This is a genomic window from Chloracidobacterium sp. D (assembly GCF_018304685.1).
Taxonomy (GTDB): Bacteria; Acidobacteriota; Blastocatellia; order Chloracidobacteriales; family Chloracidobacteriaceae; genus Chloracidobacterium; species Chloracidobacterium thermophilum.
Genome location: NZ_CP072634.1, coordinates 1,006,120 through 1,024,358, shown reverse-complemented (window position 1 = coordinate 1,024,358; position 18,239 = coordinate 1,006,120). Strand labels below are relative to the sequence as shown.

Annotated in this window: 13 protein-coding genes; 6 read left to right on the top strand and 7 right to left on the bottom strand. The window is 61.1% G+C overall.

Annotated features, from left to right (window positions below; translation table 11 throughout):
- Positions 1-45: 45 nt before the first annotated feature.
- The gene (locus tag J8C01_RS04285; RefSeq protein WP_211432501.1) at positions 46-2,139 is read right to left on the bottom strand and encodes an alpha/beta hydrolase family protein; all 2,094 of its coding nucleotides are present in this window, start codon (positions 2,137-2,139) and stop codon (positions 46-48) included.
- Between the two features lie 161 nt (positions 2,140-2,300).
- The gene (galU, locus tag J8C01_RS04280; RefSeq protein WP_041569505.1) at positions 2,301-3,164 is read right to left on the bottom strand and encodes a UTP--glucose-1-phosphate uridylyltransferase GalU; all 864 of its coding nucleotides are present in this window, start codon (positions 3,162-3,164) and stop codon (positions 2,301-2,303) included.
- Positions 3,165-3,484: 320 nt separating this feature from the next.
- On the opposite strand from galU, the gene J8C01_RS04275 reads away from it, so the two are divergent.
- Together J8C01_RS04275 and J8C01_RS04270 are read left to right on the top strand one after the other, a co-directional pair.
- A complete protein-coding gene (locus J8C01_RS04275) occupies positions 3,485-3,682 on the top strand; it encodes a twin-arginine translocase TatA/TatE family subunit (RefSeq protein ID WP_014099367.1) in 198 nt (65 codons plus the stop codon).
- Between the two features lie 137 nt (positions 3,683-3,819).
- Entirely contained in the window at positions 3,820-4,467 is a 648-nt protein-coding gene (locus tag J8C01_RS04270) for a Crp/Fnr family transcriptional regulator (protein WP_014099366.1), read from the top strand.
- 75 nt (positions 4,468-4,542) lie between these two features.
- On the opposite strand, the gene J8C01_RS04265 is transcribed toward J8C01_RS04270, so the two are convergent.
- Both J8C01_RS04265 and J8C01_RS15295 read right to left on the bottom strand, forming a co-directional pair.
- Positions 4,543-5,943, bottom strand: coding sequence for a serine/threonine protein kinase (locus J8C01_RS04265; RefSeq protein WP_211432500.1), 1,401 nt, complete (start codon positions 5,941-5,943; stop codon positions 4,543-4,545).
- A gap of 122 nt (positions 5,944-6,065) precedes the next feature.
- The gene (locus J8C01_RS15295; protein ID WP_249355477.1) at positions 6,066-6,434 is read right to left on the bottom strand and encodes a hypothetical protein; all 369 of its coding nucleotides are present in this window, start codon (positions 6,432-6,434) and stop codon (positions 6,066-6,068) included.
- Between the two features lie 1,342 nt (positions 6,435-7,776).
- Here J8C01_RS15295 and J8C01_RS04255 point away from each other — a divergent pair.
- The 4 genes from J8C01_RS04255 (at position 7,777) to lysS (ending at position 13,969) form a co-directional block, all read left to right on the top strand.
- Positions 7,777-8,292 (top strand): carboxypeptidase-like regulatory domain-containing protein, encoded by a 516-nt coding sequence (locus J8C01_RS04255; RefSeq protein ID WP_211432499.1) that lies wholly within the window; start codon positions 7,777-7,779, stop codon positions 8,290-8,292.
- A 21-nt stretch (positions 8,293-8,313) separates the two neighbouring features.
- Positions 8,314-11,529, top strand: a complete 3,216-nt coding sequence (locus tag J8C01_RS04250; protein WP_211432498.1) for a TonB-dependent receptor — start codon at positions 8,314-8,316, stop codon at positions 11,527-11,529.
- 190 nt (positions 11,530-11,719) lie between these two features.
- Entirely contained in the window at positions 11,720-12,436 is a 717-nt protein-coding gene (locus J8C01_RS04245; RefSeq protein ID WP_014099362.1) for an RNA polymerase sigma factor, read from the top strand.
- 30 nt (positions 12,437-12,466) lie between these two features.
- A complete protein-coding gene (gene lysS, locus J8C01_RS04240) occupies positions 12,467-13,969 on the top strand; it encodes a lysine--tRNA ligase (RefSeq protein WP_211432497.1) in 1,503 nt (500 codons plus the stop codon).
- On the opposite strand, the gene J8C01_RS04235 is transcribed toward lysS, so the two are convergent.
- The 3 genes from J8C01_RS04235 to J8C01_RS04225 all read right to left on the bottom strand — a co-directional run bounded on the left by J8C01_RS04235 (position 13,887) and on the right by J8C01_RS04225 (position 17,970).
- Positions 13,887-14,672: a CerR family C-terminal domain-containing protein gene (locus tag J8C01_RS04235; RefSeq protein WP_211432496.1), complete on the bottom strand. Its 786-nt coding sequence runs from the start codon at positions 14,670-14,672 to the stop codon at positions 13,887-13,889. The genes lysS and J8C01_RS04235 overlap by 83 nt on opposite strands.
- A 96-nt stretch (positions 14,673-14,768) precedes the next feature.
- Positions 14,769-16,082: an MFS transporter gene (locus J8C01_RS04230; RefSeq protein WP_211432495.1), complete on the bottom strand. Its 1,314-nt coding sequence runs from the start codon at positions 16,080-16,082 to the stop codon at positions 14,769-14,771.
- A gap of 10 nt (positions 16,083-16,092) precedes the next feature.
- Entirely contained in the window at positions 16,093-17,970 is a 1,878-nt protein-coding gene (locus J8C01_RS04225) for a TolC family protein (RefSeq protein WP_211432494.1), read from the bottom strand.
- Positions 17,971-18,239 lie beyond the last annotated feature (269 nt).

Sequence of the window (18,239 nt, the reverse complement as noted above, 5' to 3'; positions counted from 1 at the left end):
TAGCCCCCAGATAATCACTGGCGCGTGAACACCGTGTAAAGCATTTCAGCGCAGATACTTTGCCAGCCAGGCATGCACCTCCTGGAAGAGATACCGGTTGTCCTCACCGCGCAGAATCCAGTGGTTGGCTTCGGGAAACACGATGAGCCGGCTGGGAATACGGCGGCGCTGGAGAATCGTCCAGTTTTCAAGGGTCTGGTTGAGCGGGACGCGAAAATCGTTCTCGCCAATCGTCAGCAGGATTGGCGTCTGAAAATTAGCCGCGTACCGGATGGGATTCTGTTTGCGCCAGGTTTCATTCTGTTCCCAGACGGGCCCGCCGTTGGCCAATTCGCGAAAGTAACTGGTGTCGCTCGTTCCGTACTGCGACTCGGAATTGATGAGCCCGGCGTGGGAGATGAGGCACTTGTAGCGGGTTGTCGTGGCCTGCAACCAGTTGGCCAGATGGCCGCCATAGCTGGCGCCGCCGGCCGCCACCCGTTCGCCATCGGCATAGGGGAACGCTTTGGCCACCGCGTCCACGGCCTCCGTGATTTCACTCCCGCAGGTTCCGAAGGGATCGCCCTGGATCGCCTGGGCAAAGGCTTCCCCAAAACCGGTCGAGCCGGTGTAGTTCGTCAGCAGAACGAGATAGCCTGGCTGCGCCAGCAGGTGATAGTTCCAGCGCAGAAAGAACTGATCGCGGAACATGGTGTGGGGGCCGCCGTGGATGAAAGTAAAGATGGGATAACGGCGTTTGGGATCAAAGTCCGGCGGCAGTACGAGCATGTTGTGGATGCGCTTGCCGGCCCGGCTCGTGAACCAGAAGTGCTCCAGCGGTTGCCAGTCAATTTGCGCCGCAGCCGCCACATTGAAGCTGGTCAACGCCACGTGCCGCCCGGCGTCGGGGTCAATCCGTACGATTTCGGCCGGATTGACGGCGCTTTCCCAGTTGGCAAACAGCAGTGGACTTGCGGCCTGCAGGGGAATGGACAGGTTCGTGTAGCAGCCGAGTTTCACCTCAAAGGCAAGCTGTGCCGGGCCGCCACGTGCCGGAATGCGAAAGAGCTTTTCGTGTCCGGCCTCTTCCGCCGTCACGTACACGGTCTGGCTGTCCGGTGTCAGACCAAAAGACTCCACGGAACGGTCAAAGCCTTCTGCCGGGCGCGACTCGTTCACCAGTTGGCCATTCTGCCAGTCAAAGCGTGCCAGACGTTCAAGGTGATACACCTTGCCGTCAGTGGTCGGCGAACACAAGGCATAGAGTCTCTTCCCGTCCGGGGCGAACAGCGGGCGGCTGTAGGTGTGACCGGGGCTGGTTAGGCGGCGCGGTTCACCGCCCTGGGCGCTCACCACATACAGGTGTGTTTCAACGGGAGCATAGGCAGCCTGGTTGCGCTCGATGGTGGCCGTAAAGACGATGGCCGCACCGTCCGGCGTCCAGATGGCATCGAGCGTGTCGGCGGCATTTGTCGCACGCCCACCAAAGCCGGGTTCCGCGACAAGCTTTGTCCCGGCCAGCACATCCCGGGCTGGCGCGCCTTTCTCCAGTGGCTGTACGAACAGGTGGGTCTGCGTATCGTCCAACCAGTGGTCCCAGCGCCGGATCGGGTAGCCGTCATAAACCCGTGCCTTGTACTTCCGGTTTTTCCGTTCAGTGGCGATGCGCTGGTTGTCGGCGTCGGTGAGCGCGCCGGGGAAGACCACGCTCGAAAACAGCAGGGTCTTGCCGTCCGGGCTGAAGCGTGGGGCGCTCGCGCCCGTCGAAAGGGATGTCACCCGCCGGGCTTCTCCGCCCTCGACCACATCCAGAAGATAGACCTGGTTGACCTCATCGCCTTCCCGTTTGGTGACGAAGGCAATGCGGCGACTGTCAGGACTCCAGGTGACATCCGACTCGGCGGCTTTGGTGAACGTCAACTGCCGGGGCGGAGCGCTGCCATCGCCGCGTACCAGCCACAGGTCACTGGACTGGTCTTTGGGATCGTAGGCCGGGTCAACGACGGAAAACACGACGAACAACCCGTCGGGGCTGGGAACCGGCGCGCCGACGCGCTTCATCAGCCACACGTCTTCGTGGGTGATGGGGCGCTTGGCCGCTGCCGGCGGTGTCTGTGCGGAGAGCCGGGCCGGGGCAATGAGCGCTGCGACGAAAGCCATGCCGCACAGGGCAAGTCTCCGTCGGAGTGTGGGACGGGCGGTTCTGACGATTCGTTTCCAGTTCACGGTTCGGTACAGTGGCATGGCGACAGAGCGCGGCGTTGCCCGCAGCGGTTTACGTCAGGCAACCCGCCGGGCACACCAGTTTCAGGATTTCGGGGTTACAGGGTGAGTGACTTGAGATAGGCGCGGAACTCCGGGCCGAGGTCTGGACGCTGAAGCGCAAACTCGACCGTGGCGATGAGAAAACCGAGCTTGTCGCCGGCATCGTGGCGGACGCCGTGGAACTCGTGCGCATACATGGCCTGCTCTTTGAGCAACAGGCGCATGGCGTCGGTGAGCTGAATCTCTCCGCCGGCACCTTTGGGTGTCTTTTCCAGCACGTCGAAGATTTCCGGCATGAGAATGTAACGACCGATGATGGCCAGGTTGGATGGCGCTTCGGCAAAGGGTGGCTTTTCAACCATGTCGCGGATTTTATAGACCCGGTCTTCGATAGGGTCCACGGCCAGCACGCCGAAGCGGGAAATGGCCTCGCCTTCCACGCGGGCGGTTCCGATGACGGAGCGCCCGTAACGTTCATACACCTCGATCATCTGGCGCAGGCAGGGCACTTTGGAGTCCACGATGTCGTCCCCAAGAATCACGGCGAAGGGTTCGTCGCCCACCAGTTCGCGGGCGACGAGCACGGCGTGGCCCAATCCCAGGGCCTGTTTTTGCCGCACGTACGAGACGTTGATCTTGGAAATTTCCTGAACCTGTTCGAGCAGATCGAGTTTGCCTTTCTCGCGCAGCAGATGTTCCAGCTCGAAGGAAATGTCAAAGTGGTCCTCAATGGCGTTCTTCCCGCGCCCGGTGACGATGATGACCTGCTCGATGCCGCTCAGAATGGCTTCCTCGATGCCGTACTGGATGAGCGGTTTGTCCACGAGCGGCAGCATTTCCTTGGGTTGGGCTTTCGTCGCCGGCAAAAAACGGGTCCCCAACCCGGCGGCAGGAAAGATGGCTTTACGGATTTTCCTCATGGTGATGGTTCTCAGCGAGTCAGTGGCCGCCAGTTTCCGAATCCGGTCGGCAACGATGTGGGACACAAGCCCTGAAACAGCTTTGGTGTTCACTGACGATACGCCAATCCGCCCGGACCGTGCGAGTGAAAATCCGCCACAGGCATTGTGTGGTGTGGTCACGGCGTCCCCGGCTACCTTCCGGCACCCCTATGACCGCCGGTGCAGGCGGTGGCGCACCTGTTACACAACTGTCAGGGTTGAATTGACAGTATTCCAACACACTCTTAGTATGCACTTACTCTAGCCGGTTTCCGGCAGCGCGAGGAGTTGGCCACGCTATGAATCTTGGTACGTCCGAAATCCTCCTGATTTGCCTGGTTGTGGTGCTGCTGTTCGGGACGAGGAAGATTCCTGAACTCTTCAGCGGGCTGGGCACAGGCATCCGCAACTTCAAGAAAGCTCTCAACGAGGACCCGGACGAAGCCAAGCGTAAGGAGCTTGCCGCTCTGCCCCCCAAGGAAAAAGAGTCGCTGTGACTCCAGGTTTCCTTCAGTGACAATAGTTTAGCCGTCCCCGCACATTCACAGTCGTTTACCGAGTTGTCAGTCCTGCCGGGTAGCTGAAGCTCCCCGGCGGGTACGTCCCTGCCTACCAGCGCCGAGGTGGTTCAGCTATGAGCACGATTGACCCGATTGCGGAGTTTATTCAGGGCCAGCTCAACGAAATCCGCGTCGTTAGCGGCGAGCGGGAATATCACCGGAATGAAACGATTTATCACCTTGACGATCCAGCCGACCACATCTTCTACATCCTCTCAGGCAGCGTGAAGATCACGCGCGTCTCGGATGACGGCAAGGAAAAGATCATCAGCATTCACCGCGCCGGTGAGATTTTTGGCGAGTTGTGTTTCTGTGAGGTGGATGACCGCCGCAGCGATCAGGCTGTAGCCATGGAACCAACGCGCGTGCTGGCCATTCGGGTCCACGACTTCCTGGCCATGCTGCGTGAAAATCCAAAAGCGCTGCTGGATATGCTGTCCCTGTTCTGCAAACGGCTGTCAGAAGCCCAGCAGCAGATCGAAACGCTGGCCTTTGACAACACGACGCGCCGCCTGGCGCGGGTGCTGCTCAAATCGAGCAGCGATTCCGGTCTGGAGCGGCTTCGCCTCACCCACGAAGAACTGGCACAGATGGTTGGGACCTCCCGTGAAATCATCACCACTATCATGAACCAGTTTCGTGAGGAGGGGCTGATTGACTACCGGCGAAGTGAAGTCAGTCCGCACGTCGAAAAACTGCGCCAGTTCCTCGTCACAAGCTGACTTCCCGGCCGGTCGCAGCGCACCTGGACATCCACGGCAGGCCGGGAGCGGTTTCCACCCTGTCTCAGCCTGCCGTCACAGTCCACCATCTACGTACTCCCGCAACACCCAGCCTTCGTTCACCGCCGGGGACTTGCGTCGTCCCCACCGCTGCGGACGCACCCGGTAAAACCGGCCGCTGATTTCCAGAACATCGGCTTCGACCCCGGCTGGCAGTTCGCCCAGCCAGTCACGCGGGGTTGGGTTTTCGGTGGGCGTCGCGTAGGCCTTGGTCGGCCGCAACACCTTGACCTGAAACAGCGGGCGCGCAGAAGCGGCTGGCGGAGACTGTCCATACCAGTGCGCGCGGGCGGAAGCACGCGCCAGCCGGTACAGTGCCACCAGACCGCTGATGAACAAGACCACAACGGCTACGACAACCCCGACGCCAATCAGGCGGGTCGTCAGCGGCGACGGTAGCTCCACCGGAGAGGCGACATCACATAACGTTTCCCCGGCAGCACCGGTCGCGATGGAGGCATCGTCCGTCTCGTCAGCAGCAGCCGGCGGATTGTCAGGAACCGCCTGAACGGAAGCCACCGCCGCAGTGGATGTGGTCAGCGGAATCTCGGTCGTTGGCATTGCGGCTACGGCGTGCTCCACTTCCGCCCAGAATGCCGCCACCGTGGGGTAGCGATCCGTGACGTTCGTCGCCGTGGCCCGCTGAAGAACCTGCAACAGCGCCTCAGCGCCGGGTTGCGTCGCCAGCTTGGGAGGCAGTGTTTGGATTGGCGTCCGGCTTTCGAGGAAAGGATCGCCTGTCAGCGTGGCATGGAAGGTTCTGGCCAGCGCATACACATCGGCGGCAGCCGAAAGCGGGAGGCCAGCCCCCAGCCGGGCTTCCGGTGGCGCATAGCGGGACAGCCACCCGGTGAACTTCCCTTCGTTCATGGCCGCCAACTCATCATCGCCAGTGGCGGAACCGAAGTCGGCGAGTTTCAGCGTCCGGTGATCACCGGTCAGCAGCAGATTTTCCGGCACGACATCGCCGTGGATGACGCCCAAGGCATGGCAGTGGGTCAGGGCGGCCGCAGCCTGCCGCAGCAGGTTCACGGTCTTGAGCAACGATAGCCCCTGCCAGGCGTGGCTCAGCGCAGCCAGCGTGCCGCCTGCAAGGTACTCAAGGACGTGGTAATCAAAGGGGCAGCCCGCCGGGTCGTGGGCACTCCCGCTGTCCAGCCGCAGCACGATGTACGGGTGACTGACGCGATCAAGCCAAACACCTTCCAGCCGAAACCGCGTCTGTCGCCAGTCCGGTCCGTTGACCGTGGGCGCTGGAGGACCCGGTGCGGAACCTGGCCTCGGAAAAGCCTTGATCACGACCAACTGCTGGCTGACGTCATCGAGCGCCAGGAAAATCCCGGAGCGGCTCCCTGTCACCAGGCGCGAGCGGATGCGGTATCGCCCGGCCAGAACCACATTTTCAAGTTGGAGCACGTCGCCTGACACCTGTCTTCCCCAACCCGGAGAGCTTGCTGGCCGTAATCTATGTCTGCCTGCCAGGTGAGGGAAGATGCATCGGCTGTTCCAGACCGGAAGCGGTGTTCACACGGCATCTGTCAGCGTGCGGAGAGATGTGCTTTCCCTGCGTCCAGAAGGTCAGCATCCAGACGCCGCCGTAGCCCGGCGCTGCACTCAAGGTCCAGCTTCCGCGCCCAAAGCGCGTCTGATTCCAGAAGTTCAGGCCAGTGCTGCTCGGTCAGAAGCCGGGGATGCCAATCGGTCGTTCCCCGCCAGTCAATGTAGTGCCAGTTACGGTACTGACCACGAAGCTGGCTGGCATTTCCCAGAAGGCTCTGGATGACGGTTTCCACGGGTGAAGGGGCTTGGGAGCGGTTTTGTGGGTAGGCCGTCAGGTAAAACTGCACGACCGGGTGTTCCCAGATGTTCAGATCGAGCAGATAGGCAACGGCCCGCTGCCCCAGCACAAACCAGTCTGAACCGTGATAAAGCCGGAAATTCTCCCCAAAGGGAATGACCGCACGCGGACGACGAACCCGGAGTGGGCGCCAGTAGAACTGCCCGCCGCCAGTAGAACTGCCCGCGCCGGGAGATGAAGGGTATTACGCCAATGGTGCGCCGGGCCACGGCATCCTCAACATGTTTGTCAAGCTCGATACCACTGGACTGAAAATCCACCCGGCGCATATCCACGTAGAAATCGGCGGTGAGCTGATTGAGCCGGTTGGCGATCACTGACGCCGGTTTGATGGGATAGCAGGTGGGGGACAGCGTGGCATACCACCGGGGCGGTTTCGGCAAACGAAACAGGCACTCCAGCCCGCGGATGATGGCAAAGACTTTGCTGATGTGTGACCAGCGGGTTTGCCGGACTGGCGGCAGAAGCCGGACCCCGTACCGTTTCACCAGCGACAGGTCGGCCGGAGACTGATAGGTATCGTGGTGGAGGACAATCTCCACATCGCCAAGTTCCCGCAGGCGCGGCAACAGCCGTGCCAGCAATTCCCAATCTTCGCCCGATGGGAAAGAATGACGAACCCAAAACTCATGGTACTGACGGACTGGCGTTTTACTCTTTCGGAACAAGAGAGTCCCTTCCAGTCAACAAAGTCTGGAAAAAAGCCCCCCTGAAGGCTGTTCTATCCAGCCCTCACGGCCGTATCTGCTGGTATGTGGCTAAAGAGCTGACTTCCCGAATCTTCCCGACACTACCCTGGTAAAGCGATTTTCTGCGCCTTTGGCTGGAGGCCTCCATCGAAACACCAGGGGCACAGCTCCGGCTGGTTTTGAAAATCCGGTGAGTGCAATGCAGGAAGTAATCCATTGATGGGGCTGTGGATTGGTAGGGCTATGGGATGTGACAGACAAACAATGGAAATCCGGTGGGCAACCGATGATGTGGCCAACCCTATTCACAATGGGCTGCCAGTGTCAACCGTACGCCCAGGCAAACCCCTTGAATCCAGAACATTTCGGCTTCAATCCAATGCACTTTGGAAGACGCCGGGACATGGTACGGGCCGCCACGCCTTGCCGGCGGCGACGGTCAGCCCCCATGGCAGGGGTGGTTGAGCAGGCTTCGGACGGCCACCCGGCGCGATGACACCGCCATATTTTCGGTTTCCATCGCGTGAAACGTGTGTTGCAAGACAAACCAATCAGCACAGTTGGAAAACCACGTCAGCTCGCATGGGGACAGGTGCTGCGCCAGTCCTGGGCGGCTGGCTGGCTTGGATGACTTTACATTGAAAGAGGAGTGGTCTGGGCACGTCACAACAACCTCACTACGCCGATGCCTGGATGCAACGAGTGGCTTTGCTCTGCGCGTTTCTGGTGTGGAGCCTGGTTCCGGCTTTGGCGCAATCCGGCACCACGGGCATTTCCGGCACCGTCCGGGATGAACAGGGGCGCGTCATTGCCGGCGCAACGGTCACACTGACTGACGCTGACCGTGGAACGTCCCGCACCCAATCCACCGACAACAACGGCTCGTACAGCTTCAGCAACCTCATTACCGGGCGTTACAACCTGACCATCGAAGCCAGTGGCTTCAAAAAGAAAATCGTCGAGAACATCCAGGGCCTCGTGGACAAGACCACGGATGTCTCCGTTGCCCTTGAAGTTGGCGGAGCGGATGAAATCGTCACAGTTTCCGCCAGTTCACTGGATGCCGTCATCAACAGCCAGAATGCCAGCCTGGGCAATAACTTCGTCGAACAGCAGATCAAACAACTCCCCCTGGAGGGGCGGAACGTGGCCGCGCTCCTGAGTTTGCAGCCAGGGGTCACGGCTGATGGCTATGTGGCTGGCGGACGCAGCGATTAGGCCAACATCACGCTCGATGGCGTGGATGTCAACGATCAGGTCAACGGCTTTGCCTTTACCCCGGTGCTGCGCGCCACACCCGATTCAGTCAGCGAGTTCCGGGTCACGACGGTCAATGCCGATGCCAACCAGGGGCGCTCCTCCGGCGCCCAAATCTCCCTGGTGACAAAAAGCGGAACCAACGAGTTCCACGGCACGCTCTTTCATTTCCATCGCAACACGGTCACAACTGCCAACGACTTCTTCAACAACCTGGCTGGAACGCCCCGTCCGCAGCTCATTCGGAACCAGTTTGGCGGCGCCATTGGCGGCCCGGTCGTCAAGGATCGCTTCTTTTTCTTCTTCACCTACGAGGGACTGCGCGAAGCCAAAGGGACGCCTGTGACCCGGCTGGTGCCCCGGCCCACGATGGGACAGGGCATCCTGCGCTTCATCAATCCCAGCGGTGGGATCACCACCCTGACCCGCCCGCAGTTGGAAGCCATCTTCCCGGCGGTCGGACTCAACCCAATCACACTCCAGTTGATGGCACAGGCAGCGCAGCGTTATCCGGTCAACAATGATCAGGTCGGCGATGGTCTCAACACGGGCGGGTTTACCTTCAACGCCCCACAGCCGGTCCGGCAAAACACAAGCATTGCGCGGCTCGACTGGAACGTTGACCGGCAGAACAAACACGTGGTGTCGGTGCGCCTCAACTACCAGTACGACAACAGCGCCCGTGCCACGCAGCAGTTCCCCGACACGCCAACGCCAACCGCGTGGCAACACCCCACCGGACTCGCCGCCAGCCATACCTGGACGATTTCCGGCAACAAAATCAATGTGTTCCGCTTTGGTATCACGCGCAACTCGTTTACCTTGGGCGGCGACTCAAACCAGAACCTGCTCAACCTGCGCGATGTGTTCCAGCCATTCGCCTTCCTGCGGTCACTTTCACGGGTGTCGCCGGTGTACAACCTGGTCAACGACTTCACCCTGATCAAGGGCAGCCACTCGTTCCAGTTTGGCGGCAATGTCCGCATCATTCGGAACAAGGTTGACAACGCGACCCGCTCTTTCGATTCGATCATTGCGAACTTCTCGTTCTATCAACAGAGCGGCGCCGTCCTGTCGAACCCCATCATTGCGGCCGGTTTTCCTATCAGCACGGGCTTCCGCAGCCCGGTACAGGTGGCGATGTCGGCGCTCATCGGACGGGCCTCGCAGTACTCGGCCAACTTCAACTTCACACGCGATGGCTCACTTCTCAACAGTGGCGTCCCGGTTCGACGCGACATTGCGACTGAAGAATATGAAGGCTACCTGCAGGATACCTGGCGAGTCCGCCCCAACCTGACCTTCACGTACGGTATCCGCTACAGCGTCAGCCGTCCGGTCTATGAACAGAACGGCCTCCAGGCCCGCACCACCGTTCCGCTGGGGGATTACTTCCGCGGGCGGTTGCAGGGGATGCAAACCGGCGTGCCCTTCAACGAACGGATCGTGGTGGATTTGGCCGGGCCGGCCAACGGCAAGCCGGGCAACTACGACACGGACTGGAACAACTGGCAACCCCGTTTCGCCGTTGCCTGGTCGCCACGCGCCGAAGGCGGCTTCTGGAAGCGCCTGCTGGGCAATGAAGGCGATACCATCCTGCGGGGTGGCTACGGACTGGTCAACGACTACTACGGAACGCAGATTGCCTTCCAGTTTGACAGCAACAATACCTTGGGTTTTGCCTCACAATCGCTGACTCCGGCCAACTCGTTCAACGTCACCACGCGCCCCGGACCGCTCATTACCGGCATCGGTCAGCAGGTACGCGGGCTGCCACTCATCACGATTCCGGGCCAGCTCACCTTCCCGCGCCAGCAGCCATCCACGTTCGGCCGCCTTCAGGCTATCGAGCAATCCCTGGATGCCACAGTGCGTGCCCCTTACAACCACGTTTTCAACGCGACCATCGGGCGCAAGCTGCCGGCCGGGCTGTATGTTGAAGCCTCCTACATCGGGCGCATTGGCCGCAACCTTCTGGCGACACGGGATATTGCGGCGCTCAACAACCTGCGCGACCCACAATCCGGGCAGGACTGGTACACCGTGGCCGGCATCCTGGCCGATCTGCGTGACCGCAACGCACCACTGTCGGCCGTCCCCAACCTGCCTTACTTCACCAATCTGTTCCGGGGGGTGGACCTCATCGGTGCGCTGGGCGATTTCTTCGTCGGCGATGAAGATGCGTTTCGGGGCTTGACGCCAACCCAGGCCGTTTATGCCTCGATTGCGCGCATTCCCATCCCCGGCATTGGCGTCATTGACGGAATCGCCGGAAGTGACTGGACAACACTCCAGTTGGCCTTTGACTATGCCAACTTCTTCTTCCGCACCGACGGCCGCCCGGCCTCGCCCATCTTCTTCCAGCCCCAGTATGGGACGCTTTCCGCCTGGAGCAGTGTCGCCACTTCGGATTACCACGGCTTCACGGTTTCCGTCCGCCAGCGGTACAAGGACCAGCTTACCTGGGACTTCAACTACACGCTGTCCAAATCACTCGATACGGCCTCCGGTCTCCAGCGTTTTGGGCAGTTTGGCAGCGCCTTCATCCTCAACCCGATTCGGCCCCGCGACAACCGGTCGTTTTCGGACTTCGATACCCGCCACATCATCAACTTCAACTCCATCTGGGACATCCCCGTGGGCCGCGGCCGCGCCTTCGCTTCCGACATCCCCCGGTGGGCCGATGCCTTCATCGGCGGCTGGCAGTTGACGACGATCTTCCGGTGGAACTCCGGGCTGCCCGTGGATGCCCCCTTTGACGGGCGGCGGTGGGCGACGAACTGGAACGTCCAGAGCAACGGCGTCCCCATTCGTCCCATTTCCTCCTCGCCGACCCGCAACGGAGCCGGTGGGCGACCCAATCTGTTCCGCGATCCGGTAGCGGCATCGCAGTCCTTCCGCAACCCGCGCGCCGGCGAAACGGGTGGACGCAACATCCTGCGCGATCCCGGCTTTGTGTCGCTTGACTTCGGGCTGGGCAAGTACTTCCGCATGCCCTGGAGCGAAAAACAGACACTGCTGTTCCGGTGGGAAGTCTTCAACGCAACGAACACGGCCTGCCTGACCGGGGCGCAAACGGTCAACTATCAGATTCCACAGGATTCGACGACCAGCGCGCCGGGTCCAAACTTCGGGCGTTTCACCGCAACTCAGGGTCCACCACGCATCATGCAGTTTGCCCTGCGCTATACCTTCTGAAGGCCAAACAACGTCAGCTTTCCGATCAGGCGATGGGTATTCCCCATCGCCTTTTTTCGTGTGCTTTTCAGCCAGCAATACCTGCCGGAAGCCCTCCGTCCAAGCGCCGGGGTTTTGACTTGCACCCCCAAAAAGCGTAACTTCGCCATGACCTTTGAACTCCTGACCTAGCGCCGTACGGTTTTGTCTGATGTCCTCGCCAGAGACGACCCATCCGGCCCTGCCGTCTGGCCCGGCCGCAGATGCTTCCGATGACGTGAATGATCTTCCGGCGGAGCAGCGTGAGGCGCTGGAAGCACTGGAAGCGGTACTGCCAGCACCGGCTCAGGCGGCCCGCAACCGGGCGGCGGACGTTGAGCTGGCCGCACGCTGCCGCGCTGGCGAACCCGCCGCGTGGGAGTATCTTGTCCGCCAGTACTCCCGGCGGGTCTATCAACTGGCCTACAAGTTCGTCGGACGCCACGAGCAGGCGGAAGACCTGACTCAGGAAGTGTTTCTGAAGATTTACCGCTCGCTCGATCAGTACAACCCGGAGGTCGGCGATTTCCCAAACTGGCTGTTACGCCTGGCGCGCAATCTCATTATTGACGACTACCGCCGCCGGCAGCGGCAACCTGTCGAAGGCGGCGAGGACCTGGAAGCCCATGTTCACCGCCTGCAAAGCCGGACGGATCATCCCCAGCAGCGCATCGAGCGCCAGGAACAGTCGCTTCAGATTATGCAGGCCATTGAAAAGCTCTCCCCCGACCTGCGGCAGTGCGTCATCATGCGCGACATTGAAGAAATGACCTACCAGGAAATCGTCGAAAAGCTCCAAATCCCGGAAGGCACGGTCAAATCCCGCATCAACCGGGGGCGCATCGAGCTGGCCCGTATCCTGCGGCGGATGAAAGTGATTGGCACTTAGCCCCGCCCACCCGCCGGTTGACGACACACCATGGAAGACAACGAATACACCCGACAACGCCGCCAACATCTGGCCGACATTGCCGCGCTGGGTTTTGCCACCCATCCGGCAGGTTACTCCCGGACGCACAGCGTCAGTGAGATTGTTGCCACCTACGGAACCTACCCGGCTGAAGCCTTGGAGCAGGAAGCGATTGCCGTCCGGGTTCCGGGCCGGATTCAGGCCATCAACCTTATGGGCAAGGCGGCGTTCATCCGCTTTACCGACGGCGCGGCCACGCTCCAAGCCTACCTGCGCCGGAACGAACTCCCGGAAAACGAATGGCTGCTCTTCAAACGGCTTGACCTCGGCGACTTCATCGGCGTTGCCGGCAAACTGTTTCGGACGAAAACCGGCGAGTTGTCCGTTCATACCGAACAGCTTACCTTTCTTACCAAGGCGCTGCTCCCGCCACCGGACAAGCACTACGGATTGCACGACATCGAGCTGCGCTACCGGCGGCGCTACGCCGATCTGATGGCCAACCGGGACGTGCGGGCGGTGTTTGTCAAGCGCGCCCGGATTATTCAATCCATCCGGCGCTTTTTTGATGCCCGTGGGTATCTCGAAGTGGAAACGCCCATGCTCCAGCCCATCGCTTCTGGGGCGACGGCGCGGCCCTTTATCACCCACCACAACGCGCTGGACATGCCGCTCTATGCGCGCATTGCACCGGAACTGTACCTGAAGCGGCTCATCGTCGGCGGCTTTGAAAAGGTCTATGAAATCAACCGCAACTTCCGCAATGAAGGGCTTTCGACGCGGCATAACCCGGAGTTCACCATGCTGGAGTTCTACGAAGCCTATGCCACGTACGAAGACCTCATGACGCTGACGGAAGAACTCATCACCGAAGTCGTCGCCCAGACCTGCGGGACAGAGACCCTCACCTACAACGACGCCACGATCTCCTTTGCCCGTCCCTGGCGTCGCCTGACGATGCAGGAAGCCATCATCGCCTACTGGCCAACGCCTGACCGGCCGCAACTGGCCGACTTAGCCGACCTTGATGGCGTAACGCGCGCCATGGAACGTCTCCATCTGCCCGTGGCCCCGACGGCTGGCTATGGCAAACGGTTGGGCGAACTCTTTGAACACGTCGCCGAGCCGCACCTTATCCAGCCGACCTTCATCACGCGCTTTCCGACCGAGTTGAGTCCCCTGGCCCGCCACGCTGACGACGACCCGAACTTTGTGGATCGCTTCGAGCTGTTCATCGGCGGCATGGAATGCGCCAATGCCTTTACCGAACTCAACGATCCCGACGAACAACGGCGGCGCTTTGAGCAGCAACTGGCCGCGCGCGCCACGGGAGATGACGAAGCCATGCCGCTCGATGAAGATTTTGTTCGGGCGCTGGCCTACGGCATGCCGCCCACGGCCGGCGAAGGCATCGGCATTGACCGGCTGGTTATGCTGCTGACGAATCAGCGTTCGATTCGGGATGTGATTCTGTTTCCCCACCTGCGCCCGGAGTCCCCACCAGCCCCCTGATGGAAAACCCGGCAATGTGCCGCGCCATGCGACGCAGGAAACGCGCCGTCAGCTTCCCTTCTCCCGTCAGTTGCAGAACGATGGGACGGCAGAAGTGCATGTGCAGGCACTGCCCAACGATGCTGAAGGCATGGAAAGCTACATCGAGGTCCGGCTTGAGATCGGGGCGCGCCAGCCGGATCAGCGCCATGAGAATCTCGAAGCGGGGCTGGATGAATTCCTGCACCACGATGTCAAGGGCGCCGGTCGGATGGAGCATCTCGTGCGACATCAACGCTGCCGAGTAGTCTGTTCCGGCCGGTTGACCATAGAGATGGCTGATGAAGGTCTCGATGAAGTGCACAATGCCCTGCTGTGCGGCCTCTGGCGTGCCCACCTGCTGGGCCTGCCGCAGAATGCGCGCAAAACGCGGAGTGATGTCCTTTGAGCGCCGCATCGCATAACGCAGGGTTTCCAGGTACAGCTCTTCCTTGCTGCGGAAGTGATAGTTGACAGCCGCAATGTTGACGCCGGCTTCGGCGGCCAGATCGCGGACGCTCGTACAGGCAAAGCCCCGCTCAGCGAACATCCGCTCCGCCACCACCAGCAGGCGGGTCTTGGCATCGGCTGTTTCGCCCTCAGCCGCGCGTTTTGCCTTGCGTTTTGGCAGCTTGGATTCACCTGCCGTAGCCGCCGCCTGATGACCAGCATTGGCTTGAGCCATAGGTTTCATTCCTGCGTTGTGCTTGCGCTTCAAAATCGGGTTTCCGGGTCAGCCTGTCTCAGGCACCTGACCCAAGGCTGACACCAGTCAGGGTATTTATGCCGGTTGAGCCGGTGCCACGCCCGGCGGTGCAGATTCCCCCGTCGTCGCCACGCCAACCTGCCAACCCAGAAGTCCGGGACGCCCCATCATCAGCAGTCCGCCGCCAATCAGGCACAGACCGTTGATGAGCAGAGCCTGTGACGGGCCAAACCGGTCGCCAATCCAACCAATGCCAATGGCTACAACCGGTTGCAGACCGAAGCCGGCCATCAGCAGGATGCTCAACAGCCGCCCGCGCATCTGCACTGGAGCGAGCATCTGCGTCAATCCGTTGGCCGTCGTGAAAATGAAGGGAACGGCCAGCCCTGTCGCCACAATACACGAAACCGCCGTCGGGAGCGTACGACTCCAGGAATTGCACACCACCATGACGCCGGCCCACACCGTACACCCAACCAGCGCCGCCCCCACCCGTGGAATGGCCCGGCTCAGGTGCGTCACCAGTACTGAACCGATGAGCGCCCCTACCCCCGAAGCCCCCAGCAGCCAGCCCAAGGTGCGGGAATCCCCACGGAGAACAACTGTGGCCAGCGCCGGGTAAATCGTCAGGTTCGACAGGACGAAAAAGGCTGCCAGCATGGTGAAGGCCAGCAGGTCGAGCAGGCGCGGTTGGGAGCGCAGATACCGGACGGCCTCACCAAAGCCACCCCGACTGATGCCGGTCTGGGAAGCCCGCTCCGTGGTGACGCTGCGGATGGCCAGCAGGCTGGCAATAACCGCGAGAAAACTCACCCCATTGACCCAGAAGGCTTCGGCCACGCCGATGTGGGCAATCGCCCAGCCGGCAAGCGTTGGTCCCACCGTCCGCCCAAGCTGGACGATAATGCCGTTGAGCGCCAACGCCTTGCGAACTTCGGACATCCCGACCAGATCGCCGATGAAAGCCTGTTGGGCCGGCATTTCAACCGCCGCGACGACGCCAAGCAGAAACGACAGTCCATAGACGTGCCAGAGCCGAATCCACCCCGTTTGCACCAGCAGGGCGAGCGCAAAGGCCAGCAGCATCGCGGCCACCTGCGCCAGAATGAGCAGTTTCCGGCGGTCGAAACGGTCAGCCGCTGCGCCAGCCCACGGTGCCAACAGTATCAGCGGCAAGGAACCGAGCAGCGCCACAACGCCCTGGGACTGCATCGAGTGACTTAGTTCCCATACCACCCACGACTGTGCCGTGATCTGCATCCAGGTGCCGAGCAACGACACCGCCTGTCCACCAAAGTAGAGACGGAAGGCACGTCTCCGCAGCGGCGACCAGTCGGCCGCCCACTGGCGCAGCGACAGGCTTTGAAGCCAACGGCTCTTGGCGTGCATTGGGTGCGACTCAGGGTGTTGGCTCGACATCGGGATGTACATCCGCCGGACGTGACCCATCCGCCGGCTTGACCGTCAGACTGTTGGCATCCAGCGTGGTGGACATCGCCCGCTGAAGGGCTACGACCGCCTTGTTGTAGTCCGTCAGGGCGCGCACTTCCCGTCCCCGCGCCGCAGACAGGGCATTTTGCCGGTCAAGCACGAGGAAGTTCGTGGACTCACCCACCTGATAGCGGCGCATTTCGCTGGCGTACTGCGCCTCGGCTGCCACCCGTGAGGCCCGCGCCGCCTGCACCCGCCGCAACGCCGTCTGCACGGACTGAAGCGCGTTACGCACTTCCGTTTCCACCTGGGTTTCAAAACGCTGGCGCTGGGCGGCAATGAGCCGGTCCTGAGCCAACGCCCGGCCGAGTGCGCCCTGGGTCGTACGGTTGTTGAGCGTGAAGCTCAGGTTGACGCCAACCCGCACGCCATAAAAGTTCTTGGTGAACAGATTGCTGAGATTGCGCCCAAACCCGCCGATGAACACGCCCGGTGTCTGGTTGGTCGGCGGCGGAATCACGACCGGCCCCAGTCCAGCCTGTGCCGAAAGGAGGTTCAACCTTTCCAGCACGGCCGTATTGAAACCACCGGCAAAAGGATTGGTCGTGATGGGGAGCGGCGTCCCGGCCAGCCCCTGCAAGCTGTAGGAACCGACGAAATCCAACTGCGGACGGAGCTGGTCGCGGAAAAACCGGATGTCAATCTCGTTGGCCGTCTTCTGAATGTCGAACTGCTCCATTTCCGGCCGCTTGGCGAGCGCGGCTCGCACGGCTTCATCAAGCGAAATGTTGACCGGTTCGAGGTTGACCTGTTCAGTGGGCACGATGGCTTCCTGCCACAGGGGCGCCTGGCGCTGGTCCAGGATGAGGGACTTGAGGGCATTTTCCACGCGCGTCAGATTTTCCAGCGCCAGCAGGAACTCTTCCTGGCGCTGTTCGAGCTGGGCTTCGACCGATACGATCTCCACTGGAGCCGCCGTACCGGCCTCGACGAAGCGCCGGTTCTGTTCAAGCTGGATGCGTGCCAGCGCCACAGCTTCGGCGCGGATTTCGACTTCGCGGCGGGCAAAGACCAAATCCCAGTACGCCGACTGCACCTGCGCCACGATGTCTATGACGCGCTGCCGGAACTGCGAATCCGACAGCGTCAGACGCTTTTTGGCCAGTTCAATCTGGCGGCGGGATTCATCCGTCCGAAAGTTGCGAAACAGCGGCTGCGTGAAGGTGAAGGTCAACTGGGAACTGAACAGCGGATTGACCCCGGCAAAGATGTTGGTGGTGTCCTGCCGCGCCACGGCGAACTCGGCCCCGACGCGCCCGCCGGTCATCAGCGGCTTGGTGAAGGCAAAGGTGTTTTGTGCCGCGCGAATCTCGACGGCTCCGTTTTCATCGGCTCCGGCAAAGGGATTGACGGCCGGATTGCGGAGCGCCGAGTAGGCAAACTGGTTTGTCAGCACCACGTCGTAAAACCCCTTGGTGCGGTTGACATCAAATGCCGCCTGCTGTACGGCAATCCGCTGAATTTCCACGTCTGGATTGGCCCGCAACGCCATGAGAATCGCTTCGCGCAACGCCAGTGGACGGCTCAGCCCCGGCACGACGCCCACCCGTGGTTCGATGGCGATCTGGCGACGTGCCTGCTCGATGAGGTCCTGATCGGAAGTCGTTGTGGAGGCTGTCGGCGCCTGGGCTGCCGTCCGCACAATCCCGGCGATGGCCGGGCGGCCCGGTTCGTCGGAAGCGGGACTGGAAACCGGAAACTCGTCCTGGGCGCGTACCAGGGATGTCATCAGAGCTGCCAGAATGAATGCCAGCCCGACCCATGTGCTGTAACGAGGAATGTTCATAAGTTCACCATTTCAATCATTTGATTGAAACATTCGTTTGAATGCGAGTCTTATGCCCTGCCAACTGAAACGTCAAGTGTGATTTCCCACGGACGCCGGGCATCCGGCGTTTCCCGGAAATTTGGAGTTGTCGGATTCGGGATTTGCACACCAACGCTGCGTTTTGGTGATGTCACTCACAAAAGCGTGTTACATTCTTTTGACTTCCCTGGATGGCGTGAAAACAAAAACATTTTGCTGAGTGCCGGCGTATAGGGCAGGCAAAGAGA

Bases quoted from the DNA above. Each gene is read 5' to 3' on its own strand.
- J8C01_RS04285 (WP_211432501.1), bottom strand. From the start codon at position 2,139: ATGGCTTTCGTCGCAGCGCTCATTGCCCCGGCCCGGCTCTCCGCACAG.
- galU (WP_041569505.1), bottom strand. From the start codon at position 3,164: ATGAGGAAAATCCGTAAAGCCATCTTTCCTGCCGCCGGGTTGGGGACC.
- J8C01_RS04275 (WP_014099367.1), top strand. From the start codon at position 3,485: ATGAATCTTGGTACGTCCGAAATCCTCCTGATTTGCCTGGTTGTGGTG.
- J8C01_RS04270 (WP_014099366.1), top strand. From the start codon at position 3,820: ATGAGCACGATTGACCCGATTGCGGAGTTTATTCAGGGCCAGCTCAAC.
- J8C01_RS04245 (WP_014099362.1), top strand. From the start codon at position 11,720: ATGTCCTCGCCAGAGACGACCCATCCGGCCCTGCCGTCTGGCCCGGCC.
- lysS (WP_211432497.1), top strand. From the start codon at position 12,467: ATGGAAGACAACGAATACACCCGACAACGCCGCCAACATCTGGCCGAC.
- J8C01_RS04235 (WP_211432496.1), bottom strand. From the start codon at position 14,672: ATGGCTCAAGCCAATGCTGGTCATCAGGCGGCGGCTACGGCAGGTGAA.
- J8C01_RS04230 (WP_211432495.1), bottom strand. From the start codon at position 16,082: ATGCACGCCAAGAGCCGTTGGCTTCAAAGCCTGTCGCTGCGCCAGTGG.
- J8C01_RS04225 (WP_211432494.1), bottom strand. From the start codon at position 17,970: ATGAACATTCCTCGTTACAGCACATGGGTCGGGCTGGCATTCATTCTG.